Raw genomic sequence first — 21,320 nt, forward strand, 5'->3', positions numbered from 1 at the left:
CGTCCATCGCGTCCCGTGTCCCACCGCGGGCCTAGCTTCGCTCCGATCCGATCCTCCACGATGTCGTCGTGACCGCGCGATCGGTCGATACGCCGCCATAGGAGAGCGATCGGCGGGTCTGAGCTGGAGCAGATCAGCAGGATCGCGGTCAGGCATCGCCGCCGTCGGGCTAGATTCAACACATCGACGATCGCGGGCACGCGAGGCGCGTGGTGAGCGACAGAGGCAGGTGCCGCCGAGCATGAAATGGCCGCCTCCGGCGATGTCGCCGATGCTTCCACGCTGTGACGGTGACCGACGGCTACTTCATCGCGTGGGCTGCTAACGCCCTACCATGACGCGGGGCGGCATAGCGAAAGGCCGGAGCGATCACTCGCTCCGGCCCCCGCCGCGGTTCCCGCTCTGGGTAAGCGGAACTGCGCGCGTCAATTAGCCGCGGAACAGGTTCTGGAGGACCTGCGGCTGCTGATTGGCGATGCTGAGCGCCTGGATGCCGAGCTGCTGCTTGACCTGCAGCGCCTGGAGCTTGGTCGACTCCTTGGCCATGTCGGCGTCGACGAGGTTGCCCACGCCGGCGTTGAGCGCGTCGGTCAGCTTGCTGGTGAAGGTCAGCTGCAGGTCCATGCGACGGGCCGCGGCGCCGAGGCGACCGACGACCTGCGCGAAGGCGGTGACCGCCTGATCGGCATAGTCGAGGAACTGCGCCGCCGGCACGCCCAGGTTGGCGTTCGGCGTGCCGGTGGGCTGGTCATAGGCCGCGTTGTCGTCGCGGACCGAGCGGGCGTTGGCGTTGGCGATGAAGGCGCGGGCCGTGCCGGTGCCGTTGGCCGCCCCGAGGAAGGCGTTGAGCATCTGGAGCACCGTGCCCGGCGTCGCAGCACCGGCGCCACCGCCGCCGCCGCCGCCGCCGGCGGCAGCGCCGGTCGCTGTCGGGGTGGTGACCGTCCAGGTGTACTGACCATCCACGCGGATGCCGCCCCAGGCGGCGGGGTTCACCGCGACCGGGGTCGTCGGCGCCGCGCCCTCTGCCACGACGATCTGCGCCATCGTCTTGGTCGAGGTCAGCGCCGAGACGGTGTCGCCCTTGAACAGGTTGACGCCGTTGAATTCGCCCGCCTGGACCGAGGTCTTGATCTGGTTCCAATATTCCTGGATGTCGCGCTGGATGATCTCGCGATCCGAGCTCGACTTGGCCGGATCCTTGGCCTCCAGCGCCTTGGAGCGCATGTCACCCAGATACTCGTTGATCACTTCCGCCGCGGCGAGCGCGGTGTCGACGACGCTCTTGGCGTTGCTGATCGAGCGGCTGACGACGCCATAGTCACGCACGTTGCCGCGCAGCTTCTCGGCGACGACATAGGTGGCGCTGTCGTCCTTGGCGCTCGACACCGACAGGCCGGTGTTGACGCGGTTCTGCGTCGTCAGCAGGTCGTGCTGCGTCGCCTGCAGGTTCTGAAGCGCCGCATAGGCGCCCAGGTTGGTGTTGACCGAATAGACCATGACATGTCCTTCTAGGAGAACGGACCGGTTCGACCAGTCCGGACCGGAGCGCCGATCAGCGACGGAAGATATTTTCCGTACTTCCCTCTTAGGATGCTGCCGGGTCGCCATCGTATCATCCGCCGCTTTATTTTCACACGACGATCAGAAGAAGTATCAAGGCGGCGATGGCCGTGATGAGCGCGATCATCGCCGTGACGTCGATCAGTCCGCCCCGCTCATCGAAGATAGTCCGCGAGTGACAGCTCGCTCCAGTCGCGATAGGACTTGAAGCTGATCTTCAGCAATTCCTGGTGCGCGGTGAGTTCGGTCGCGACCTTGGCCACGTCGGCATCCTCCAGACCGCTGATCACGCCAGTCATGATCCGCGTGCGGTCGGTCACCCGCGTGTCGATCGCCTCGATCCGGTTCTGCCTGACGCCGTTGGCGGCCTCGAGCTCGCGGAGTCGGCCTAGGCCGGTGAGGATGGTGCCCGCGATCTCCTTGATCTGGATGATCTGCGTGTCGCTCATCTTGGTCGGTATGTCGCCCATCTGCTGGAGCGACTTGAACGCCTTGAGGAAGTCGGTGCCGAGGTCGGAGGCGAGGAGGCCATATTCGAAGCTCTGGCCGTCCCCGACGCGGCCGCTCCGGCGCACCTGATCGTTGCCATAGGCCGTGCCGAGATCGGCGTCGGCGAGCGCGGCGAGATCATCGAGCGTCGCCGGCTTGAGCGAGTCCTCCTCGGTGTTGGCGCCGGCGAAGAGCTGCTTGCCGTCGTCGATCGCGTTGAGCGAGCCGCGGAACGTCTCATACGCCTCCTTGATCTGCTGTGTCAGCGTGGGCGCATCGTTGGTGCTCACCGCCTTCCACAATTCGACCCGAAGCCCCTCCATCGTCTGGTCGATCTCGGTGAGGCGATTGTCGTAGAGGCTGAGCTGCGTCTGCACGCCCTGGTTGACCCAGGCCTGTGCCTTGAGCTGGTCCAGCAGGCCATGCGCGTTGAGCGCGCGACCGGTGTCCACGCCCAGGTCCGCGAAGGTGCCGGGCCGCCGCCCGGTCACCTGTTGCTGGACGAGCTTGTCGGTCTCCTCGCGCGTACGCATCAGTTGCTGCTGTGCGATCCGCTGCGAGGCGTAGGTGCTGACGCGGGTCATCTGGTCCTCCTATCGGACGATGCTGAGAAGCGAGTCGTAGAGATTGTTCACCGCGCTGATCACGCGCGCCGAGGCGGCATAGCTGTTCTGCAATACGATCAGCTGCGACATCTCCTCGTCGACGTTGACGCCCGAGAAATTGTCGCGGCGCGCCACCGCATCGCTGAGGCGATCGTCGGCCGCGGTGCGCGCGCCGGAGGCGACCGCCGCGCGGTTCCCGATCTCGTTGATCGCGTCAGTCGTGACGCCGTACAGCGACGCCGGGTTGAAGCGGCCCAGGTCGAGCTTGGCGCCGAGCCGATCGACAAAGACCGCCGCACTGGTCGGATCCGACGGCGTGAGCGCGCGCGCGCCCACCGCCACGGTGGGGTCGAGGCGCGATAGCGGCACGCGCTTGGAATTGGACGCCATCTCGGCGCTGACGTCGGCGCCGCGCAGTCCGCTGGCGCCGCGTGCGAGCCCGGACCATTGCGAGAAGCTCACGCCCGTGCCGAGCCGGTCGGACGTGTCCCCGGCGACGTCGATCGTGGCTCCCTCGCTGCTGTTCGCCGCGGTGAACCGCACGCGACCCCGCGAGTCGAGCGCGAAACTGCCATGCGCCGCGAGCGGGCTGGCGTTGAGCTCGATGAGCAGATCACGCACCGATCCGCCGCCGCTGCCCGTCATCGTGTAGCGCGCGAGCGCCTGGCCCGTCGCGTCGCGGACGACCAGATCCGCCTTCTGCCCCGCCGTCATGCCGTGCGGATCGGACGGGACGAGACCGATCGGTGCGATCGGCGCATCACTCCTCACCATGTCGTTGAGGCCGAAGAATTGTGAGAAACCGAGGCCGGCGCGCCGCGCCGGCGACGTCTCGTCCTGCGCGACGGCGATGCCATTGTTGTCGCTGGTCGCCTGGATGGTGAGACGGCCGTTGGTGAAGCTCGCCGTGCCTTTGCCCTTGAGCTGGCTGTTGATCGAAGCCACCGCGTCGTCGATCGTGGCGTTGGCGCCCAGCGCGGCGAAATCGAGCTTGGCCTTGGCGACCAGCACGCCGGCGGCGCTGACGACCGCCACCGTGGCGACGCCGGAGAAGTTGAGCGAGTCGTCCGCGACGAGACCGGTCGGTCGTCCGTCGAGCCGTCGCGGCGCCGGGTAGCTCGTCGCGGCGTTGCTCGCGCCGTTGAGCGACTCGGCGAGCGCGGCGAACATGTCGGTGATATTGTGCTCGATCCGCGAGACCTGCTCGTCGCGGAGCTGAAGGAGGCCGCCGAGCTTACCGCCGACCCACGCACCCCCCAGCGTATCACCGGTGAGCGCCCCCATCGAACCGTCGCGGTTGATGAAGCGCACCGCGATGTCCGCGGCGCTGCCCTGCTCGTCGCCGACGCCGCCGCGATAGTCGAGCTGGCGCACCTGCTGGTCGAGCAGCGGGATCCCCTTGGCGGTCTCGATCGCGACCCGGCCGTCCTTCTGCTCGCGCGCGTTGACCGCGATCAGACCGCTCAGCTCTTGCACCGCGACCGCGCGCTGGTCCGCCGGCCCCGAGACGTTGAGGTGGAGCGCGGTGAGGCGCACGATGTCCTGGTTCAGCGAGTCGATCTGGCGCAGCAGCGGATTGATCCGGTCGACGGTGTTCCTGATGTCGACGTCGATCTCGCCGCGGATGCCGCGCACCTGCTTGCTGACGTCCTGCACGTCGCGCAGCGTGTCCTGTGCCTGCGCGACGAAGCCGGCGGCGGCGAGCGTCGGATCCGAGCCCCCGGTGAGCTTCGTGGCGGATGCCAGCAGGGCGCTCACGCGGGCGGCGAGGTTCGACTCACTGCCCGGCGTGCCGAACAGGTTCTGGATCCGGTCCAGATAGGAGGCGGTGATCGAGGCGCGTTCCGCCTCGCCCGAGCGCGCGTAGACCGCGCGCTCGAGGAAGCGGTCGGCGATCCGCGTCGGCTCCTGCACCTCGACGTTCCACCGCGTCGCTTCCTGATTGTGCCGCTGGCGCGCGTAGCCGGGCGTATTGGCATTGGCGATGTTCTGCGACGTAGTGCGCAGCGCCGTCTGCGACGCGTGGAGGCCGCTGACCGCCGCGTCGAGGATGCTGTTGATCGACATGGTTCACTCTCTCTCATCGGCGCGGCGGCAGCGGCGCTGCCGTCGCCGGCTCAGCGCTTGAGGTTGCTCACTTCCTGCAGCATCTCGTCGACCGTGGTGATGATCTTCGACGAGGCGCTGTAGGCGCGTTGGAAGCGGATCATGTCGCTGAACTCCTGCGCCAGGTCGGTGGTGGAGCCCTCCAGCTTCCCGCCGGCGATCTGGTTGCCGTTGGCGCTGGCGACGTTGATCGAGGGCGCGCCCGAGTCCTGCGACGCCTGGAAGGCGGTGCCGCTGATCCGCGCGAGCCCGTCGGGGTTGCGGAAGCTGGCGAGCGGCAGCTGGTAGATGTCGCGACGCGCGCCATTGGCGAAGATCGCGGTGACGACGCCGGTCTTCGATACCTCGACGCTCTGATAGTCGCCGAGCAGCCCGCCATCGGCCTGGTTGGTGTAGGCGGTGAAATCCTGCGCCAGCTGCATGATGCCGTCGCGGTTGCCCTTCGTGCCGAGCGACAGCTTGATCGCGTTGCTGCCCGCCTTGTTGGCCCATTTCGGCGTCACGTCGGCGGGCAGGGTGGTGCTGTCGAAGGCGCCCGCGCCGTCGAACTTGATCTCGCCCGAGGCGAGCTTCGCGACGCCGCCGTCGATGTCGGTCTTGGGATTGACGTAGACCTCGACCTTCCAGGTGTTGGCATCGGTCTTGAGGTAGCTGAAATTGACGACATGGCCGTTGCCCTGCGCGTCATAGACGGTGACCGGCCGGGTGTAGCTCGCCGGGATCTTGCCGGCGGCGAGATCGCCGTCGGCGTACGTCCCCGCATAGGCCGTGGTGCGCGAGTCCAGGTTCATCTGCAGATCGAGCTTCGTGCTCGCCTCGGCCTCGCCCGAGAGCAGGTTCGGTCGCACCGTCTCCAGCGAATCGATGCTGCCGCCGCCCCTGAGGTTGCCCGCCTTGTCGAGCTGCCAGCCCTGCAGATAGAGCCCCGCGCTATTCTGCAGATAGCCCTCGCGGTCGACCGCGAAGGAGCCCGCGCGCGTGTACGCCACTTGGTTGCCGGTCGCGCTGCTCTTCACCACGAAGAAGCCGTTGCCGCTGATCGCTAGGTCGGTGCTGCGCGCGCCCGCGGTGAGCGCGCCGGCCACCGACACCATCGCGCGCGGCACGATCGAGACGCCGCCGGCGACATAGCTGGTGCCGCGCCCCACCGTCGCCACCATGCTGTTGAAATCGGCGCGGGTGCCCTTGTAGCCGACGGTGTTCACGTTGCCGATATTGTCGGCCACAGTCGCCATCGCGGCGCCCTGCGCGCCGAGCGCCGACACTCCTGCACTCATCGCAGAATAAAGGCTCATGTTCGTTCCCCAGAGGTGGTCGCGCAGCCCGCGGCGCGGACTCCAGTCGTTTTATAGGAGCGGCGTCGCGCGCCCCAAACGTCGGCAAATTTTGCCTAGCCGCCGCGTCGCGCGGCGATGCTCCTATAATGCTGCTCGACGAGCGGTGGAGGGAACGTGCTGCATATCAATCTGCGCGACGGCGAGCAGGTCGTGATCAACGGGGCGGTGCTGCGCGCGACCGGCCGCGTCGCGCTCTGCGTCGAGAATGAGAGCGCGGTGCTGCGCGGGCGTGACATCATGCACCCCGATGAGGCGACCACGCCCGCGCGCCGCGCCTATCTGGCGTGCATGCTGGCCTATATCGATCCGGACGCCGGCACGGCGCACGGCAACGCGGCGGTGGCGCACGCCGCCGAGGCGTTCGCCGCGATCGGCAGCGACGAGGCGCAGGCGCTCTGTGCGGAGCTGATCGACCGCGTCGCCGAGCAGCGCCTGTACCAGGCGCTCGGCCTCTGCCGCGCGCTGATCCGGCTCGAGGACGAGGCGGTGCCGCTCCTCGCGGTCGTGCAGGACTGAGCGATGCGTCGCCTCCAGGGGATCGCGCGCGCGTTGCGGGAGGTGGCGCCGGACCGCCGCTACGGCCGCGTCGTCGCGGTGCGCGGCGCGCTGGTCGAGGTCGAGGGCCTGCGCGGCGCGGCGCGGATCGGCTCGCGCCTGACCATCGACGCTGACCGGGGCGCCATCGAGGCCGAGGTCACCGGGCTGGACGGCGACGTCGCGCATTGCCTCACCTTCGCCGATCCGCAGGGGATCGCGGCGGGTGCGCGCGTCGACCTCGCCGCCGCGGCGCTGACGATCAGGCCCCGCGCGGCCTGGTTGGGACGGACGCTCGACGGCCTCGGGCGGCCGGTCGACGGCAGGGGACCGCTCGAGCCCGGCGCCACCGCGCGGCTGGTCCGCGCCGCGCCGCCGCCCGCGGCCGAGCGCGCGCGCGTCGGCGCCAAACTCGACACCGGGATCGCGGCGATCGACCTGTTCGCGCCGCTGTGCGAGGGGCAGCGGCTCGGGCTGTTCTCCGGCTCGGGCGTGGGCAAGTCGACGCTGCTCGCGATGTTCGCGCGCTGGACCGCCTGCGACGTGGTCGTGATCGGGCTGGTGGGCGAGCGCGGGCGCGAGGTGAAGGAGTTCATCGAGGACGACCTCGGCGACGCGCTCGCCCGAAGCGTGATCGTCGCCGCCACGTCGGACGCGCCGGCCCTCATGCGTCGCCAGGCGGCATGGACCACGCTCGCGCTCGCGGAGCATTTCCGCGACCAGGGGCTGCGCGTGCTCTGCCTGCTCGACTCGGTGACCCGTTTCGCCATGGCGCAGCGGGAGATCGGGCTGGCGAGCGGCGAGCCGCCGGCGACCAAGGGCTATACGCCGACGGTCTTCGCCGAGCTGCCGCGGCTGCTCGAGCGCGCCGGGCCCGGGCTGGTGGGAACGGGCACGATCACCGCGGTCTTCACCGTGCTGGTCGACGGCGACGACCATGACGAGCCGGTCGCCGACGCGGTGCGCGGCATCCTCGACGGCCATGTCGTGATCAGCCGCCGCATCGCCGAGCGCGGGCGCTACCCCGCGGTCGACGTGCTGCGCTCGCTGTCGCGCACGCTGCCCGAGGCGCACACGCCCGCGCAGGAGGCGCTGCGGCTCGCCGCCCGGCGCGAGCTGGCGGCCTATGGCGAGATGGAGGAGTTGATCCGGCTCGGCGCGTACAAGGCGGGCGCCAACCCGGCGGTGGATCGCGCGATCCGACTGGCGCCCGCGATCGAGGCGTTGATCACCCAGCACAAGCGCACCGCGGCCCGGCCGGAGGCGCTGTTCGCCGCGCTGCGCACGCTGTTCGCCGCCGAGGACGGAACGAGAGAGACGCATGACGACACCCTATGACGCCGCGATGCGCCACAACGCGCGCGCGCTCGACTCCCTGCGGCTCGAGATCGCGCGCGCGATGACCGAGGACGAGGCATTGTCGCGGCGTGCGCGACACCTCAGCGACGAGGCGCGGCGCGCGCGCGCGAACCAGATCGGCGACCCGCTGCTCGACACCTCGCGCTATCTCGCCCAGGCCGCGGCGCACCGCGGCTCGATCGAGCGGCGGCGGGGCGAGGTGGCCGCCGCGGTGGGGAAGCTGCAGGATAGCGCCGGTAGCGTGGCCGCCGAGCTGCAGGCGATCCGGCAGCTCGCCGCGACGCATCGGCTGACCGAGACGCGTCGGCTCAGCGCGGCCGAGCAGCGCGTCATCGACGATCGCTTCGCCGCGCTGCGGACCGAGCGATGAGCCATCCTCTCGTGCCACCGCGGGCGATCCCGGCGGTGGCTCGCCTCCCGGCCACCGCGTCGCAGCTCACCGCATCGCAGCCCCCCGCGTCGCAGTCCGCCGCATCGCAGCGGCTGTCGCCGACGGCGCGTGCGCGGCTGATCTACGGTGAGGCCAAGGCCGGAACGGCGACGCGGCTGTGGGAAGCGATGTTGGGCGACCGGGTCGACGTCGCCCCCGTCTCGCGGCGCGCGAGCGTCGGCGAGAACGGGCGGGTCGTCGCCGTCGCCGCGTCCGACGGCGGGTGGTCCGCGCTCCTCGCGCTCCCCATGCCGAGCGGTGCCGCGGCGCCGGCGAACCTGGACTCGGCGCATCGTGACGCGTCGTCGCGGCGGCAACCGCCGACGCACGCGCCCACCGCGTCGCCGCCGACCGCATCTGTCATGCCGCTCGGGCCCAATCAGGACTATGCGCCCTGGCTGCGCGCGGCGGCGGACCGGACCGGCGTGCCGGGACCGGCGATCGCCGCGATCGTCGGCGCGGAGGCGGCCAGGGGAGGCGACGGGCGCTGGCTGCCGCTGTCGCGCAACCCGCGGTCGAGTGCCGCGGGACTGGGGCAGTTCCTCTCGCGCACGTGGATCGGCGAGGCGGAGCGTGCCGGGACCTGGCTGCATCAGTTGGCGACGACCAACGGCTGGCTCACCGCGGAGGGACGGGTGCGGCGCGACGCGCGGTCCGCGGTTCTGGCGCTTCGCTACGACGCGCGTGCGGCGATCGAGACGGTCGCCGATCACGCGCGTCACAATCTCGCGCAGCTGCGCGCGGTGAAGGTGATCGCGGGCGAGAGCCTCGAGGCGGTGACCCGCACCGCTTATGTCGCGCATCATCTCGGGATCGGCGACGCCATCCAATTCCTCCGGGACGCACTGGATCCGGCGCGCGCGGCGCGGCTGCTGGTGGCCCAGATCGGCGTAAACGCGGCGGCTGATCGCATCGGGCGCAGCGTCGATGCGGTCGCCGCACATCGTTCCTGGCTCACGGACTTCATGGCCCGTGCTGTCAAGCCCCGGCAAACCTATTAGAGAACCAGTATTTAGACTGTAGAATCGCCAAATATGAGAAGAAAGACGGCTCTCACATGAAGTAACACCCCGTTAATATCTCGACGGCAACTCTTTCCGGGCCGGACGCGATGCTGCGTACGATGCAGTGGTTCGCCGGGGACGGGGTGATCAATGTCAAAGACAACCGAAGCTATCGAGAGAGCGGTGCAAGCTGTTCTTGCGCAGAGGCCATCAGAGAACGAGCCGCCGACCGCGCGTCAGCGCCGCGAGCTGGATCGCGGGTTCGCTCGCATCCTGGCGCTCATCGCGCCGCGGATCCGTCATTTCATCCGCCAGTACGGGCTCACCGCCCATTGGGAGGACGCGGAGCAGGTGTGCGCCATCGCGGTCCATCGCGCCTTGCAGACCTATGATCCGACGAAGGCGCAGTTCACGACCTTCATCAACTGGATGATCCGCGGCGAGCTGCAGGGGCTGCGCTTCCGCCTGATGACGGACCAGCGACCGTCGGCGCGCAAGGTCTCCGCCACCACCGTGTCGCTCCACGCGCTCGTCGGCAATGGCGAGGACGAGACGGAGATGGAGGTGGCGATCGAGGAGGAGAGCGCGCTGCCGCTCACCGAGGCATCGGCGAGCAATTATCTCGCGGGTTCGGCGATCGGCGCGTTGCTGGACGGTTATGTCGCGCACCTGCGCGCGGTCGGACTGCAGCAGCTGAGCCGGCGCACGCGCGCGCGGCGGGATCGCGTCTTCACGGCCGACGATCGCCCGCGGCTCAAGATCAACGCGCTCGACCCTACCGAGGTCAGCGACCTGGAGCAGCGTATCGCGCGCAACCGCGCCCTGGTGGAGCACCGCCTCTTCGATCTGCCCGCCGCCGGCGATCTCCTCGACGATCCCAGCATCACCAAGGAGCGCGTGCGCCAGATCACCAAACGCGCGGTGCAGACGATGGCGGAACTGGTCGCCAAAGATCCTCGCTTCGCGGTGATGCGCGAGGTCGCCGGTGCCGGGCGGCTGGACGGTGCCACCGGTGCGCCGAGCGCGCCCGCGCCGGGGCGACCGCCGCGCGCGAACCCGATCGCGCCCGATCGCGGCGAGCGCAAGCCGGTCCCATCCGACCAGCATGATCCGGGGCACGTGCTCCACTGAGGCGCGCCGGTCGCCGCGCCAGGACGGGGGGGCGGGGCGCTATGCCGCCGACGAGATCATCGACGGGCATCGCTCGACCGCCTCCCTCCGCCGGGTGCGCGAGCGGCGGACGCGAGCCCGGCTCCTGCGGCGGGCGGAGACCGGCGCCGCGCCGCTCGATGGATGGGACAGCGCCGCGATCGCCGCGGCCTCGGCGCCGTTCGGGGCCGGTGACCACCGCCCGAGCTGATCGTCGGCGCGCTGGTGCGGCCGAGCCCGGATCGTCATAGGCCATCAGCGACCGCCGGCGCCGCGCTCTACACCCGCGGCGCCGGCGCACGAGCGCTCATCGCCACGGCTCCTCGCGGGAGGGTACGCGACCGACCGCCGTGGGACGGCGAGCGCGACAGCGTGCCGCAGGTTCCGGTCTATGACGGCGCCGCGGGTGGACGGCTCTGCCGGTGGTGGACTGCTCGCTGACACGGTGACGTCGTCATGCCGCGCGCGGCCGCGCGGCGTCGGCCCTGCGTCCCTCTAGGCGGGTGCCTGGGGATCGGTCGGTCGACCGGCTCGACACTCACCGCCGACCCGTATCGCTCCACGCCCGCCGGCGTTCTGGCGCCACGCGCTCACGATCGCGGCGAGCACGTGCCAGCGGTATCGCGCGATCGTGACGGCACCATCTTGGGCGTCGGCCGGAGCCCGACCTGGAACTCGCGCTTTGCCATCGACGCCCGCGAGGCTCAGAGTCGCGTATCGATCGTGATCGGCACCGCCTCGCGCTCGGGCAGCGCGCCCTCGGCGGTGTAGGTCGAGGCGCGGCGCGAGGCGAGCCGCCGCGCCTCGTCGCCGAGCACGTTGAGCAGCTCCGACGTCACCTCGAGGTTGCGCGCGACGGTCTCCGCGTTGGTCACCATCGCCGCGCGCAGCGTGTCGAGCGCGCGGTCGAGCGTCTCATGCTCGTCGGCGGGGAGATGCTCGGTCCAGGACGGATCGGCGCGATCCAGCCGCGCGATCTCGGCCTCGAGCTGGCCGACCAGTCGCGTCTTGGCGCCGACCAGCTCGCCCAGGCTCTTGCCGCCGCGCATCTCACGCAACCGCTGGGTCTCCTCCTCGACGATCAGCGTCAGCGAGATGATCTGATCGAGCAGCTCCTCGGTGATCACGGCCGCGCTCCATCCAGGCGGCGGAGCTGCGCTTCGACGTCGGCGGCGATGCCGATCCCGCCGCGCGTCGCCATGGCGCTGCCGATCTTCTCCGCCAGCACGCCGCGGAAGATCTCCTCGCCGTGGCCGCCCTCGACGTCACCCTGCTGTACCTCCTCGAGCATGAACTTGGTCATCTCGCCGAGGAACACTGCCTCGAACTCCTTCGCCGCGCCGCGGCGCTCGACCGCGGCGGCATCGGGCAGCGCGCGGGTGGGCAGCGTGGGGCGGGGGGGGATAGGGTCCATCACCGATACTCCGTCATTGTACCTCGATATCTGCCTGCAGCGCGCCGGCCTGGCGGAGCGCCTGCAGGATCGAGATCAGCTCGCGCGGGCTAACCCCGAGCCGGTTGAGCCCCGACACCAGCGCGCGCAGCGAACTGCTGCCGTCGACGATGGCCAGTCCCTTCCCGCTGCCGTCACTGACCGTGATGTTGGTGCGCGGCACCACCGCGGTATCCCCGTTGGAGAAGGGACCGGGCTGCGACACCAGCGGCGTCTCGGCGACGCTGATCGTGAGTCCGCCCTGCGCGATCGCGACCGGGCTGATGCGCACGTCCGCCCCCATCACGACCGTGCCGGACGCCTCGTTGATCACCACCCGCGCGGGCTGATCGATCTCGACCGGCAGGTTCTCGATCCGGGCGACCAGTGCCATCGCCGCCTCGGGCGCGGACTGCGAGGCCACCTGCACCGTCGCCGAGTCGAGCACCGCGGCGGCGCCGGGCAGCGCCGCGTTGATCGCGTCGGCGATGCGATAGGCGGTGGTGAAGTCGGCGTTCTTGAGCGCGTGCTTGAGCTGGCGCGCGCTGCGCAGGTCGAACGGTACCTCGCGCTCGATGATCGCACCGCCGGCGATCCGGCCCGAGGTGGCCACACCGCGCGTCACACTGGCCGCGGCGCCCTGGGCGCGGAAGCCGGACACGGCGAGCGGCCCCTGCGCCACCGCGTAGATCTGTCCGTCCAGGCCGCGCAGCGAGGTCACCACCAGCGTGCCGCCCTGCAGGCTGGTGGCGTCGCCGAGCGAGGAGACCTGCACGTCGATCCGGCTGCCCGCGCGGGCGAACGGCGGCATCGTCGCGGTGACCGAGACCGCGGCGACGTTCTGCGTGCGCATCTGCGTGCCGCGGATGTTGACGCCGAGCCGCTCGAGCATCGAGAGCATCGACTCCTCGGTGAACGGCGCGTTGCGCGTGCGGTCGCCGGTGCCCGCCAGGCCGACCACCAGGCCGTAGCCGACCAGCTGGTTGGGGCGGACGTCCTCGACGTCGACCACGTCCTTGATCCGCGCGATCGTGCGTGCCGCGACCGGGCAGGGGCCGAGTGCGAGCAGCAGCGTCACGGCCGCCAGGGCCGACGGCGAGCGGCGGCCAGTCGGTCGGCGGTCGCGCGGGCGGGGAAGCAGGGTCAGTCGCATCACACGGTTTATAGGATGCGCCCGCCGCCCGCCGGGTGCTGGTCGGTGCTTTTCTCGACGCCGCGGCGGCTGCGGCTCAGCCGGACGACATAGGCGATGATCTCGGCGACCGCGGCATAATGGTCGACCGGTATGGGGCGGTCGATCTCCGCGCTGGCGTACAGCGCGCGGGCCAGTGGCGGGCTCTCGACGATCGGCACACCCGCCTCCTGGGCCGTCTCGCGGATGCGCTGGGCGAGCGTGTCGACCCCCTTGGCCACCACGAGCGGGGCGTGCTGGTCGCCCACCTCATAGGTGAGCGCCACCGCGTAATGCGTGGGGTTGGTCACGACGACGGTGGCTTGCTTCACCGCGGCGAGCATGCGGCGGCGCGCGCGCTGAAGCGCGATCGCGCGGCGACGCGCCTTGAGCCGCGGATCGCCCTCGCTGTCCTTGTGCTCGTCCGCAACCTCCTGCCGCGTCATGCGCAGCCCGCGCAGGAAGGCGCGGCGTTGGTAGAGCGCGTCGGCGAGCGCGAGCACGACCAGGGCGATCGTCGTCCCGCGCAGCAGCGCCGCCACCAGCCCGACCGCGGCGTGCATCAGCGCGTCGGGCGCGGCGCCGATCAGCTGGTCGAACGCGACCACGTGCGGCCACAGCCCGGCGAAGGCGATCACGGCGACGAAACAGCTCTTCGCCAGCGTCTTCAGGAACTCGACCAGACCTCTCGTGGCGAACATGCGCTTGAGGCCGGCGCCGGGGGACACCTTGGACCAGCGCGGTGCCACCCGCGTCCAGGACACGCTGGGGCGCGCCTGGATGGCCGACGCGAGCAGCGCCGCCGCCATCAGCACCGCCGCGATCGGCGCCAGCGCCCAGCCGGCCTCGGCGAGGAAGCCGCGCGCGAAGGCGGGGGCGTCGCGCGGCTGGAGCGGGTAATCCTGTGCCGCCCCCCACAGCCGCACGAACAGCCGCGCGAGATGCATCGCCGCCATCCCGCCGAGCGAGCCGGTCAGCACGAGCGCCGCGGCGACGATCGCGGCGTGGCGGACCTCGCCCGCGACCGCGCGCTCGCCGCGGCGGCGCGCTTCCTCGAGCCGGCGGTCGGTCGGTTCCTCGGTCTTCTGGTCCTGGTCGGCCCCGGCCATCGCTCAGATCAGTCCGCTGTCGCGCAGCGCGCCGCCCATCGCCGCGGCGAAGGCGGTGATCACCACCCCGGCGGTGGTGGCGAACAGCGCGAGCCCGAGCAGCAGGTTGAGCGGCTGGGTGATGAAGAAGAGCTGCAGCATCGGCGCCATCCGCCCGGCCAGCCCGAGCGCGACGTTGAAGGCGATGCCGTACAGGAGCAGCGGCGCGCTCAGGCTCAGCGCGATCCGCGTCGTCGCGACCGCGCTGCTCACCGCCAGCCGCGCGAAGTCGGCGGGCGGCGGCAGGCCGCCGATCGGGAAGGTGACGTAGGAGTGGAGCAGCGCGCCGACCCAGAGATGATGGAGCTGCGCCGCGAAGCATGCGATCAGTGCCGCCAGCGCCGCGATGCGGCCGAGCAGCGGCACCTGACCGCCCTGCGCCGGATCGACGATCAGCGTCGAGCCGAGCCCGACCTGCATGCTGGCGATCCCCCCGAAGATGTTGATCGCCTGATAGAGCAGCCGCACGATCAGCCCGAGCGCGAGCCCCGTGAGCAACTCGGCCACCAGCACCGCGACCAGCCCGGCGTCGCCGCGCGCCGCCGCGACGGCGCGCGCGTGCACCATGCCGGCGAGGCCGATGCTGAGCCCCACGCCGAGCAGCAGCCGCATCCGGCCGGGCAGCGCGTCCTCCGAGAAGCCCGGCAACACCATCGCCATCGCGCCGACGCGCGCGAACACGATCAGCCAGGCGGTGAACTCGAGCGCGAGGTCGAGCATCAGTGGCCGGCGACGATCAGGTCGACGATCCGATCCATGAAGCGCGCCATGGCCTGCCCCATCAGCGGCAGCGTCACCAGCAGCACCAGCGCGAGCACGATCATCTTCGGCACGAAGGTGAGCGTCATCTCCTGTATCTGCGTGAGCGCCTGGAGCAGGCCGATCGCCGCGCCGACGATCAGCGAGGCGATCAGCAGCGGCCCCGCCAATGTCAGCAGCAGCATCATGGCCGCGCGTGTGATCTCGATCGCCTCGGTCCCGGTCATCGCGCGACCTCAGATCTGCATCCGCATGATCTCATTGTACGCGTTCACCACGCGGTCGCGCACCGCGACCATCGTGTTGAGCGCGGTCTCGGCGGCGCCGATCGCGGTCACCACGTCGATGATGTCGCCCTGTCCGACGACCTGGCGCGCGCTGGCGGTCTCCGCCGTGCGCAGCGCGGTGCCGGTCTGCTCGATCAGCGGGGTGACATAAGCGGCGAAGCCGCTGCTCCCGGCCTCGGCGGGGGCGGTGACGGGTGCCGCCTCGCCGAGCCCGGCGATGATCGAGCGCGCCGTGCGGCCGTAAGCGTTGAGCGCGTCGAGCGCCTGGATCGACATCGTCTTTCTCCTGGGTGAGGGATCAGCGCAGCACGTCGAGCGTGCGCGCCGCCATGCCGCGCGCGGCCTCGATCGCGTTGAGATTGGCCTCATAGGCGCGCTGCGCGGCCTTCATGTCGGCCGCCTCGATCAGCCCGTCGACGTTGGGACGCAGCACATAGCCGGCGGAGTCCGCCGCCGGCGTGCCGGGGGCGTAGACGCGCGAGAAGGGCGCCTTGTCGGGCGTGATCGAGCGGATGCGCACGCCCTGCGCGCCGGTGGCGCGATCCAGCGCGGACTGGAAGGTGGCGACGCGGCGCTGATACGGCTTGCCGCCCGCCGTGGTGGCGAGCGAGTCACTGTTGGCGAGGTTCTCCGCGATCACGCGCATGCGCAGCGACTGCGCATGCAATCCGGTGGCCGAGATCTCGACCGCATTCCTGAAGCTCATCGGCTGCTCCCGCTGTCCGTCGTCGCTCCTGTTATAGGCAATATTCACCGCAACCGCCGTCCGGCGCGGAATTCTTCCTACAATCTGGCGAACACAGGAGGACATGCATGAGCGCGCTCGACGGGATCGTCGTAGAACTATCGGTCGTACTCGGGTCGGTGGACCTGCCGATCCGTCAGGTGTTGAAGCTGAGCCGCGGTACGATGGTCTCGCTGGACTGCGGCCACAACGATCCCAGCCAGATCCACGCCGGGGACACGCTGATCGCCGAGGGGCGCGTCGTGCTCAGCGGCGAGGTGCTGTCGTTCGAGGTGACCCGCCTCGTGCGACCGGCCGCCTGAGCGATGGACCTGATCGCCTCGCTGAGGTCGCTCGGCGCGCTCGCGCTCGTCCTCGGCCTGCTCGCCGCCGGTGCCTGGGGCGTGCGGCGCTACGCCCCGGGCGGGCTGCGGCTGGCGCTGCCGGGCGGCGCCGGCGCCGCGGGCGAGCGGCGGCTCCACCTCGTCGAGCGGCTCGCGCTCGACCAGCGGCGCGCGCTGCTGCTGGTGCGCCACGACGCACGCGAGCATCTGATCCTCCTGTCGGGCGACCAGGCGGTGCGGCTCGACGCCGGCGGCGCGGCCGAGGGGCGGGGAGTGTCCGCTGCCCTGGTCGAGGAGGCGGTGCATGCGTGATCGCCCGCCGCGGCGCCGCGCGCGCGCCTTCCTGATCGCGGTCGGCGGCGCCGCCGCGCTGATCTCTCCCGTCGCCGCGCACGCCCAGGCGGTGCTCCCGCAGGGCGTGGCGGGCTCGCTGTCCGGCCATGCGATGCAGCTCGTCCTGGCCATGACGGTGCTGAGCCTCGCGCCCGGACTGCTGATGACGGTCACCGCCTTCACCCGCATCGTGGTGGCGCTCTCGCTGCTGCGCAGCGGCATCGGCGCGCCCGGCGTGCCACCCAACCCGGTGATCATCAGCCTGGCGCTGTTCCTCTCGTTCTTCGTCATGGCGCCGACCTTCGACACCGCGTGGCAGAAGGGGGTCGCGCCCTATAGCGCGGGCAAGATCAGCGAGACGCAGGCGTTCGAGCAGACCAGCGCGCCGTTCAAGCAGTTCATGCTGGCGCACGTGCGGCGCGAGGACCTGGCGCTGTTCGTCCAACTCTCCGGCCATCGCCCGCCGTCGCGCGCGGCGGTGCCGCTGACCACGCTGATGCCCGCCTTCATGATCTCCGAGCTCCGCCGCGCGTTCGAGATCGGCTTCCTGCTGCTGCTGCCCTTCTTCGTGATCGACCTGGCGGTGTCGGCGGTGCTGATGGCGATGGGCATGATGATGCTGCCGCCGGCCTCGATCTCGCTGCCGCTCAAGATCATCTTCTTCGTGCTGGTCGACGGCTGGGCGCTCGTCGCCGGTTCGCTGGTGAAGAGCTTCGGCTGAGCCGCGCCGACCGACGGACGAGCCGCCGGGGGCGGGGCGTCAGCCCGGCTGGTCGGTGCCGCCGGGCCGGTCGGTCAGCCCTTCCATGATCGTGCGGTTGACGTCAATCAGCGAGTCGATGTCCTCCTCGCCGCGCATCACCGCACTGGTGTGGCGATCGACCCACAGGCCGAGGGAAATGATCCGCGCGCGCAGCTCGGGCGGCAGCTGGTTGGCGTCGTCGGCGCACATCGTCGCGAACAATGCCCACATCTCGCGGTTGCGGTGGAGCGGCGCCATGAGGGCGGGCCCGCGCAACCGTTGTGCCGCGGCGGCCACCAGCTCGTGCGTCACCTCCGCGATGAGCCGCAGCTCGCTCATGCGCGGCGTCTCGGCATAGGCACGCGCCTTGACATAGGCTTGGACGGACACGGTGATCTCCTCGTAACGGACTGACGCCTCATTATAGTCGCCGATCCGCCCGAGGCGGCGAACGAGACCCGGAACGACGCGGCGCGGCCGCGGAAATTGTTCGCGACCGGCCGCGGCGCGGATCGATCCTCCTATAAACAGGCAGCGGCCTCAGTCGCGCTCTGGGCGGGATAGCGATGTTCAACAGTATCGGAATCGTGGTGGTGCTGGTCTGCGTCTTCGGCAGCTTCGTGCTGTCGGGCGGCAAGTTGGCGGTGGTACTTCATGCGATGCCCTATGAGCTGCTGGCGGTCTCCGGCGCGGCGGTCGGTGCGTTCATGCTGGGCAACTCGGTGTCGATCGCGAAACGCACGCTCAACGGCGTGTCGCGCGCGTTCCGCGGGCCGCACTGGCGCACCGCGGACTATCGCGACCTGCTCGCCCTGCTCTTCTCGCTGCTGCTGCTGTTCCGCAAGGGCGGGGCGGCGAAGATCGAGAATCACATCGACGAGCCGGCGAACAGCAGCATCTTCGCGGCCTATCCGCGGCTGCTGGCGGATGCCGGGCTGATCGAGTTCATCTGCGACTATCTGCGCGCCATGACGGTCAACCTCGACGACCCGCACCAGCTCGCCGAGGCCATGGAGAGCGACATCGATCGCCACCACGCCGAGGAGGCGCAACCGGTGCACGCGCTGCAGGCCATGGCGGACGGCCTCCCGGCGCTGGGGATCGTCGCGGCGGTGCTCGGCGTCATCAAGACGATGAGCTCGATCGACCAGCCGACCGACATATTGGGCGCGATGATCGGGGGCGCGCTGGTCGGTACCTTCCTCGGCGTGCTGCTATCCTATTGCTTCGTCGGGCCGCTCGGCGCGAAGCTGGCGCAGGTGGTCGACGAGGACTGCAAACCCTATTCGATCGTCAAGGCGGCGATCGTCGCCCACGCCCAGGGCATGCCGACCCAGCTCTCGATCGAGCTGGCACGCCGCATGACGCCGTCCGAGGCGGCACCCAGCTTCGCCGAGCTGGAGGCCTCGCTCGACGACGCGCAACAGCGCTTCAACCTCGCCCCAGCGGCCTGAGCCCCGCGCAGCTCGGCACACCCCCAAGGAGGAGCTGGAAAGCGCTCATGGTACAAGCTTCAGCGATCAAGGTGATGGTCGTCGACGACCAGACGAGCATGCGCGCGATGATCTGCCGCGCGCTGCAGGACTTCGGCTTCCGCGACGTGCGTGACTGTCCCGGCGCCGCGCAGGCGCTCGACGCGATCCGCGCCGACCGGGTCCATCTCGTCATCTCCGACTATAACATGCCGGAGATGGACGGGCTCGCCTTCCTCGAGGCGGTGCGGAGCGACCCCGAGATCGGCAAGACCGGGTTCATCATGCTGACCGGCTCGTCCGACCGCGCGGTGGTCGAGCGGGCCGCGGCGCTCGGGGTCAACAACTATGTGGTCAAGCCCTTCACCCCGGCGACCCTGCGCGAGAAGATCGAGCATGTCTTCGGAGCGCTGGCATGAGCGCGATCGACGACGACCGCCCGGATGCCCCGGGCGCGATGTACGATGTCGCGCGCGCCGCGCTCCTGGGTCTGACGCAGGGCCGCTCGTCGGGTCCGGCGCCACGCCGTCGCGCGGTGGACGCGCTGGAACGCCTCGGCGGCCCGGCGGACGCCGCGGGAGAGGTGGCACCGCTCGACGAGCGGGATGGAGGGTCAGGTCAGGAGGGCGACCATGAGCGTGGCCGGTGAGGAAGCGGCACCGACGGTGGTCATCCGCCGCCGCCGGTCTCGTCGCGGGGCGGCGTACCGTCACACGGGAGCGTGGAAGGTCGCCTATGCGGATTTCGTGACCGCGATGATGGCTTTCTTCATGCTGCTGTGGCTGATCGCGACGCCCGACAAGGGGCGCCTGAAGGGCCTAGCGCAATATTTCTCCACCTCGGTGACGACGATGGCGCCGGCGGCGCAGACGGACCAGCCCGAGATCGAGCCCGGGACCGGCGGGCGACTGCGCCGCGCGCAGGGTGACCAGCCGCAGGCCTATGGTATCCTGAGCGCGGAGGCCGGCACCGCCGGCGCGTCCCGCGGCGGCACCGCGAACATCCCAGCCGCGAGCCGGCGCGCGCTCGCCGACGAGCTCAAGGTCGCGCTCGAGCTCGCGCCCAACGCGGCCCCGGGGCAGCGCGCGGTACAGGTCGAGCGCGAGCATGACGGCGCTCGCATCACGCTGATGGACACCGCGCAGCAGAGCATCTTCGTCGGGCCGACCGCCGAACTCAACGGCTACAGCCGCGCGCTGCTCGCCCATGTCGCGCGCAAGCTCTCACACGTCGACGCGCAGCTCGCGATCGAGGGACATACCAGCGCGGAGGGCGGCGCGCAGAGCGCGGCGAACTGGCGGCTCTCGGGCGACCGCGCCGAGGCCGCGCGCGACGTGCTGGTGGCGGGCGGCCTCTCGCCCGATCGGTTCGCGCAGATCGTCGCGCGCGCCGGCACCCAGCCGATCTATCCCGACCAGCCGAGCCGCGCCGAGAACCGACGGATCGCGATCATCGTGCTGTCCGAGCCGTCCGTGCTGCCGCGTGACGTCAGCCTCCGCTTCTGAGCCTCAAGGATTATCGCGATGCCCCCATTCGCGCGTCGTCTGCTCGTGCTGCTCTGCGGCGTCTCCGTCGGCAGCCTGAGCGCGCTCGAGGTCAGTCATCTGGTCGCGGGCGACAATGTCTTCGCCGCGACACCTAGGCGCGAGTTCATGCCGATCGGCACACTGACCGCGCCGCTCGTCGGCTCGGACGGCCATCTGCTCGGCTATCTCAGCTTCGAGGCGCAGATCGAGGTGCCGGTCAGGCGCGAGCGCGAGGTACGCTCCGGCCTGCCGGTGCTCGCCGACGCGGTCAACCGCACCAGCTTCGCCGCGCCGATCGCCGGCGCGGCCGAGGGCTATGTGCCGCAGTTGCAGGTGCTGCGCGAACTCGTCCATGCTGCGGCGCTGAAGACCTACGGGCCGGACGTCGTGTCGCGAACGGTGATCACGCGCGCCGGACTCACCTGAACGACCGCGCGAGCATCTCGGGCCTGCGCCGGCGGGACGCTCTCGTGGCGATCGCCGCGACGCGGCCCAGGGCCAGATCAGGGGGGCGGTCGTATGACTCGCGCCTGGCGTGCAGCGATGGGCTCGGGCACGGACCGGCGCCGGTCGACCGGCGTGAGCGACGTTGATCGACGAGGTCGCCGCGCTCGCCCCCAACCCGCTCTCACCGCCGTTCCAGCAGGTGGTAAGCTAGCGGGTCGCATGGACATCGACGGTCGGTAGGCGGAGCCGCTCGCCTGTGGTCACCCTTCGTTTCAGCGTCGACGACGGCTCGAGCCTGTCGCGATCGCGGGCGCCCGGCAGTGACGAGGGTCGGGTTCGCCGATCCGCACAGGTCCGCG

The 21,320-nt window shown here is 70.6% G+C and carries 27 protein-coding genes; 14 read left to right on the forward strand and 13 right to left on the reverse strand.

The annotated features are described in order from the left end of the window. Window positions 1-429: 429 nt before the first annotated feature. The 4 genes from KZ813_RS01640 to KZ813_RS01655 all read right to left on the reverse strand — a co-directional run bounded on the left by KZ813_RS01640 (window position 430) and on the right by KZ813_RS01655 (window position 6,058). Window positions 430-1,500 (reverse strand): flagellin N-terminal helical domain-containing protein, encoded by a 1,071-nt coding sequence (locus KZ813_RS01640; protein WP_219753225.1) that lies wholly within the window; start codon window positions 1,498-1,500, stop codon window positions 430-432. A 218-nt stretch (window positions 1,501-1,718) separates the two neighbouring features. Further along, window positions 1,719-2,636, reverse strand: coding sequence for a flagellin N-terminal helical domain-containing protein (locus tag KZ813_RS01645; RefSeq protein WP_219753226.1), 918 nt, complete (start codon window positions 2,634-2,636; stop codon window positions 1,719-1,721). A gap of 9 nt (window positions 2,637-2,645) precedes the next feature. Further along, the gene (gene flgK, locus KZ813_RS01650; RefSeq protein WP_219753227.1) at window positions 2,646-4,724 is read right to left on the reverse strand and encodes a flagellar hook-associated protein FlgK; all 2,079 of its coding nucleotides are present in this window, start codon (window positions 4,722-4,724) and stop codon (window positions 2,646-2,648) included. 50 nt (window positions 4,725-4,774) lie between these two features. Beyond that, window positions 4,775-6,058, reverse strand: a complete 1,284-nt coding sequence (locus tag KZ813_RS01655; RefSeq protein WP_219753228.1) for a flagellar hook protein FlgE — start codon at window positions 6,056-6,058, stop codon at window positions 4,775-4,777. 156 nt (window positions 6,059-6,214) lie between these two features. Here KZ813_RS01655 and KZ813_RS01660 point away from each other — a divergent pair, with 156 nt between their 5' ends. The 6 genes from KZ813_RS01660 to KZ813_RS01685 all read left to right on the forward strand — a co-directional run bounded on the left by KZ813_RS01660 (window position 6,215) and on the right by KZ813_RS01685 (window position 10,787). Then, window positions 6,215-6,616, forward strand: coding sequence for a flagellar biosynthesis repressor FlbT (locus KZ813_RS01660; RefSeq protein WP_219753229.1), 402 nt, complete (start codon window positions 6,215-6,217; stop codon window positions 6,614-6,616). Window positions 6,617-6,619: 3 nt separating this feature from the next. Beyond that, window positions 6,620-7,972 carry a FliI/YscN family ATPase gene (locus tag KZ813_RS01665; protein ID WP_219753230.1) on the forward strand — a complete coding sequence of 451 codons (1,353 nt, stop codon included), beginning with the start codon at window positions 6,620-6,622 and terminating at the stop codon, window positions 7,970-7,972. Beyond that, a complete protein-coding gene (locus tag KZ813_RS01670; protein ID WP_219753231.1) occupies window positions 7,956-8,363 on the forward strand; it encodes a hypothetical protein in 408 nt (135 codons plus the stop codon). Before KZ813_RS01665 ends, KZ813_RS01670 begins: the two co-directional genes overlap by 17 nt. Before the next feature lie 35 nt (window positions 8,364-8,398). After that, window positions 8,399-9,424 (forward strand): peptidoglycan-binding protein, encoded by a 1,026-nt coding sequence (locus KZ813_RS01675; RefSeq protein ID WP_308461759.1) that lies wholly within the window; start codon window positions 8,399-8,401, stop codon window positions 9,422-9,424. Between the two features lie 186 nt (window positions 9,425-9,610). Continuing rightward, complete coding sequence (locus tag KZ813_RS01680) at window positions 9,611-10,558, forward strand: sigma factor (RefSeq protein ID WP_308461760.1); 948 nt, start codon at window positions 9,611-9,613, stop codon at window positions 10,556-10,558. After that, entirely contained in the window at window positions 10,533-10,787 is a 255-nt protein-coding gene (locus tag KZ813_RS01685; RefSeq protein WP_219753233.1) for a hypothetical protein, read from the forward strand. The genes KZ813_RS01680 and KZ813_RS01685 overlap by 26 nt, the downstream gene beginning before the upstream one ends. 493 nt (window positions 10,788-11,280) lie before the next feature. Here the strand turns inward: KZ813_RS01685 and KZ813_RS01690 are convergent, their stop codons facing one another. From KZ813_RS01690 to flgC, 8 genes are read right to left on the reverse strand one after another with little or no spacing between them, the layout of a single operon-like run. Continuing rightward, the gene (locus tag KZ813_RS01690; protein ID WP_219753234.1) at window positions 11,281-11,703 is read right to left on the reverse strand and encodes a flagellar biosynthesis protein FlgN; all 423 of its coding nucleotides are present in this window, start codon (window positions 11,701-11,703) and stop codon (window positions 11,281-11,283) included. Next, the gene (locus tag KZ813_RS01695; RefSeq protein WP_219753235.1) at window positions 11,700-11,990 is read right to left on the reverse strand and encodes a rod-binding protein; all 291 of its coding nucleotides are present in this window, start codon (window positions 11,988-11,990) and stop codon (window positions 11,700-11,702) included. The genes KZ813_RS01690 and KZ813_RS01695 overlap by 4 nt, the downstream gene beginning before the upstream one ends. 13 nt (window positions 11,991-12,003) lie before the next feature. Further along, a complete protein-coding gene (locus tag KZ813_RS01700; protein WP_219753236.1) occupies window positions 12,004-13,161 on the reverse strand; it encodes a flagellar basal body P-ring protein FlgI in 1,158 nt (385 codons plus the stop codon). Window positions 13,162-13,169: 8 nt separating this feature from the next. After that, window positions 13,170-14,288 carry an EscU/YscU/HrcU family type III secretion system export apparatus switch protein gene (locus KZ813_RS01705; protein ID WP_219753237.1) on the reverse strand — a complete coding sequence of 373 codons (1,119 nt, stop codon included), beginning with the start codon at window positions 14,286-14,288 and terminating at the stop codon, window positions 13,170-13,172. A 3-nt stretch (window positions 14,289-14,291) separates the two neighbouring features. Next, window positions 14,292-15,047 (reverse strand): flagellar biosynthetic protein FliR, encoded by a 756-nt coding sequence (locus KZ813_RS01710; RefSeq protein ID WP_219753238.1) that lies wholly within the window; start codon window positions 15,045-15,047, stop codon window positions 14,292-14,294. Beyond that, window positions 15,047-15,313 (reverse strand): flagellar biosynthetic protein FliQ, encoded by a 267-nt coding sequence (locus KZ813_RS01715; RefSeq protein ID WP_219753239.1) that lies wholly within the window; start codon window positions 15,311-15,313, stop codon window positions 15,047-15,049. Before KZ813_RS01715 ends, KZ813_RS01710 begins: the two co-directional genes overlap by 1 nt. A 9-nt stretch (window positions 15,314-15,322) precedes the next feature. Continuing rightward, window positions 15,323-15,649: a flagellar hook-basal body complex protein FliE gene (gene fliE / locus KZ813_RS01720; RefSeq protein WP_219753240.1), complete on the reverse strand. Its 327-nt coding sequence runs from the start codon at window positions 15,647-15,649 to the stop codon at window positions 15,323-15,325. A 22-nt stretch (window positions 15,650-15,671) separates the two neighbouring features. Further along, window positions 15,672-16,079 carry a flagellar basal body rod protein FlgC gene (gene flgC, locus KZ813_RS01725; protein ID WP_219753241.1) on the reverse strand — a complete coding sequence of 136 codons (408 nt, stop codon included), beginning with the start codon at window positions 16,077-16,079 and terminating at the stop codon, window positions 15,672-15,674. 107 nt (window positions 16,080-16,186) lie between these two features. On the opposite strand from flgC, the gene KZ813_RS01730 reads away from it, so the two are divergent. Genes KZ813_RS01730 through fliP form a run of 3 tightly spaced genes read left to right on the forward strand, consistent with a single transcriptional unit; the run spans window position 16,187 to window position 17,495 of the window. Beyond that, the gene (locus KZ813_RS01730; RefSeq protein ID WP_219753242.1) at window positions 16,187-16,420 is read left to right on the forward strand and encodes a FliM/FliN family flagellar motor switch protein; all 234 of its coding nucleotides are present in this window, start codon (window positions 16,187-16,189) and stop codon (window positions 16,418-16,420) included. 3 nt (window positions 16,421-16,423) lie between these two features. Then, complete coding sequence (locus KZ813_RS01735; RefSeq protein WP_219753243.1) at window positions 16,424-16,753, forward strand: flagellar biosynthetic protein FliO; 330 nt, start codon at window positions 16,424-16,426, stop codon at window positions 16,751-16,753. Next, entirely contained in the window at window positions 16,746-17,495 is a 750-nt protein-coding gene (gene fliP / locus KZ813_RS01740; RefSeq protein ID WP_219753244.1) for a flagellar type III secretion system pore protein FliP, read from the forward strand. Before KZ813_RS01735 ends, fliP begins: the two co-directional genes overlap by 8 nt. Before the next feature lie 39 nt (window positions 17,496-17,534). On the opposite strand, the gene flaF is transcribed toward fliP, so the two are convergent. After that, window positions 17,535-17,906 (reverse strand): flagellar biosynthesis regulator FlaF, encoded by a 372-nt coding sequence (gene flaF, locus KZ813_RS01745; protein ID WP_219753245.1) that lies wholly within the window; start codon window positions 17,904-17,906, stop codon window positions 17,535-17,537. Window positions 17,907-18,082: 176 nt separating this feature from the next. Between flaF and motA the strand changes: the two genes are divergently transcribed. From motA to KZ813_RS01770, 5 genes are read left to right on the forward strand one after another with little or no spacing between them, the layout of a single operon-like run. Further along, entirely contained in the window at window positions 18,083-18,970 is an 888-nt protein-coding gene (motA, locus tag KZ813_RS01750; RefSeq protein ID WP_219753246.1) for a flagellar motor stator protein MotA, read from the forward strand. A gap of 47 nt (window positions 18,971-19,017) precedes the next feature. Continuing rightward, complete coding sequence (locus KZ813_RS01755; protein ID WP_219753247.1) at window positions 19,018-19,407, forward strand: response regulator; 390 nt, start codon at window positions 19,018-19,020, stop codon at window positions 19,405-19,407. Continuing rightward, window positions 19,404-19,637 (forward strand): hypothetical protein, encoded by a 234-nt coding sequence (locus KZ813_RS01760; protein WP_219753248.1) that lies wholly within the window; start codon window positions 19,404-19,406, stop codon window positions 19,635-19,637. The genes KZ813_RS01755 and KZ813_RS01760 overlap by 4 nt, the downstream gene beginning before the upstream one ends. Continuing rightward, complete coding sequence (locus KZ813_RS01765) at window positions 19,621-20,493, forward strand: flagellar motor protein MotB (RefSeq protein WP_219753249.1); 873 nt, start codon at window positions 19,621-19,623, stop codon at window positions 20,491-20,493. The genes KZ813_RS01760 and KZ813_RS01765 overlap by 17 nt, the downstream gene beginning before the upstream one ends. Before the next feature lie 18 nt (window positions 20,494-20,511). Beyond that, window positions 20,512-20,940: a hypothetical protein gene (locus tag KZ813_RS01770; protein ID WP_219753250.1), complete on the forward strand. Its 429-nt coding sequence runs from the start codon at window positions 20,512-20,514 to the stop codon at window positions 20,938-20,940. The last annotated feature ends 380 nt before the right edge of the window (window positions 20,941-21,320 follow it).

This window comes from Sphingomonas folli (assembly GCF_019429525.1).
Taxonomy (GTDB): domain Bacteria; phylum Pseudomonadota; class Alphaproteobacteria; order Sphingomonadales; family Sphingomonadaceae; genus Sphingomonas; species Sphingomonas folii.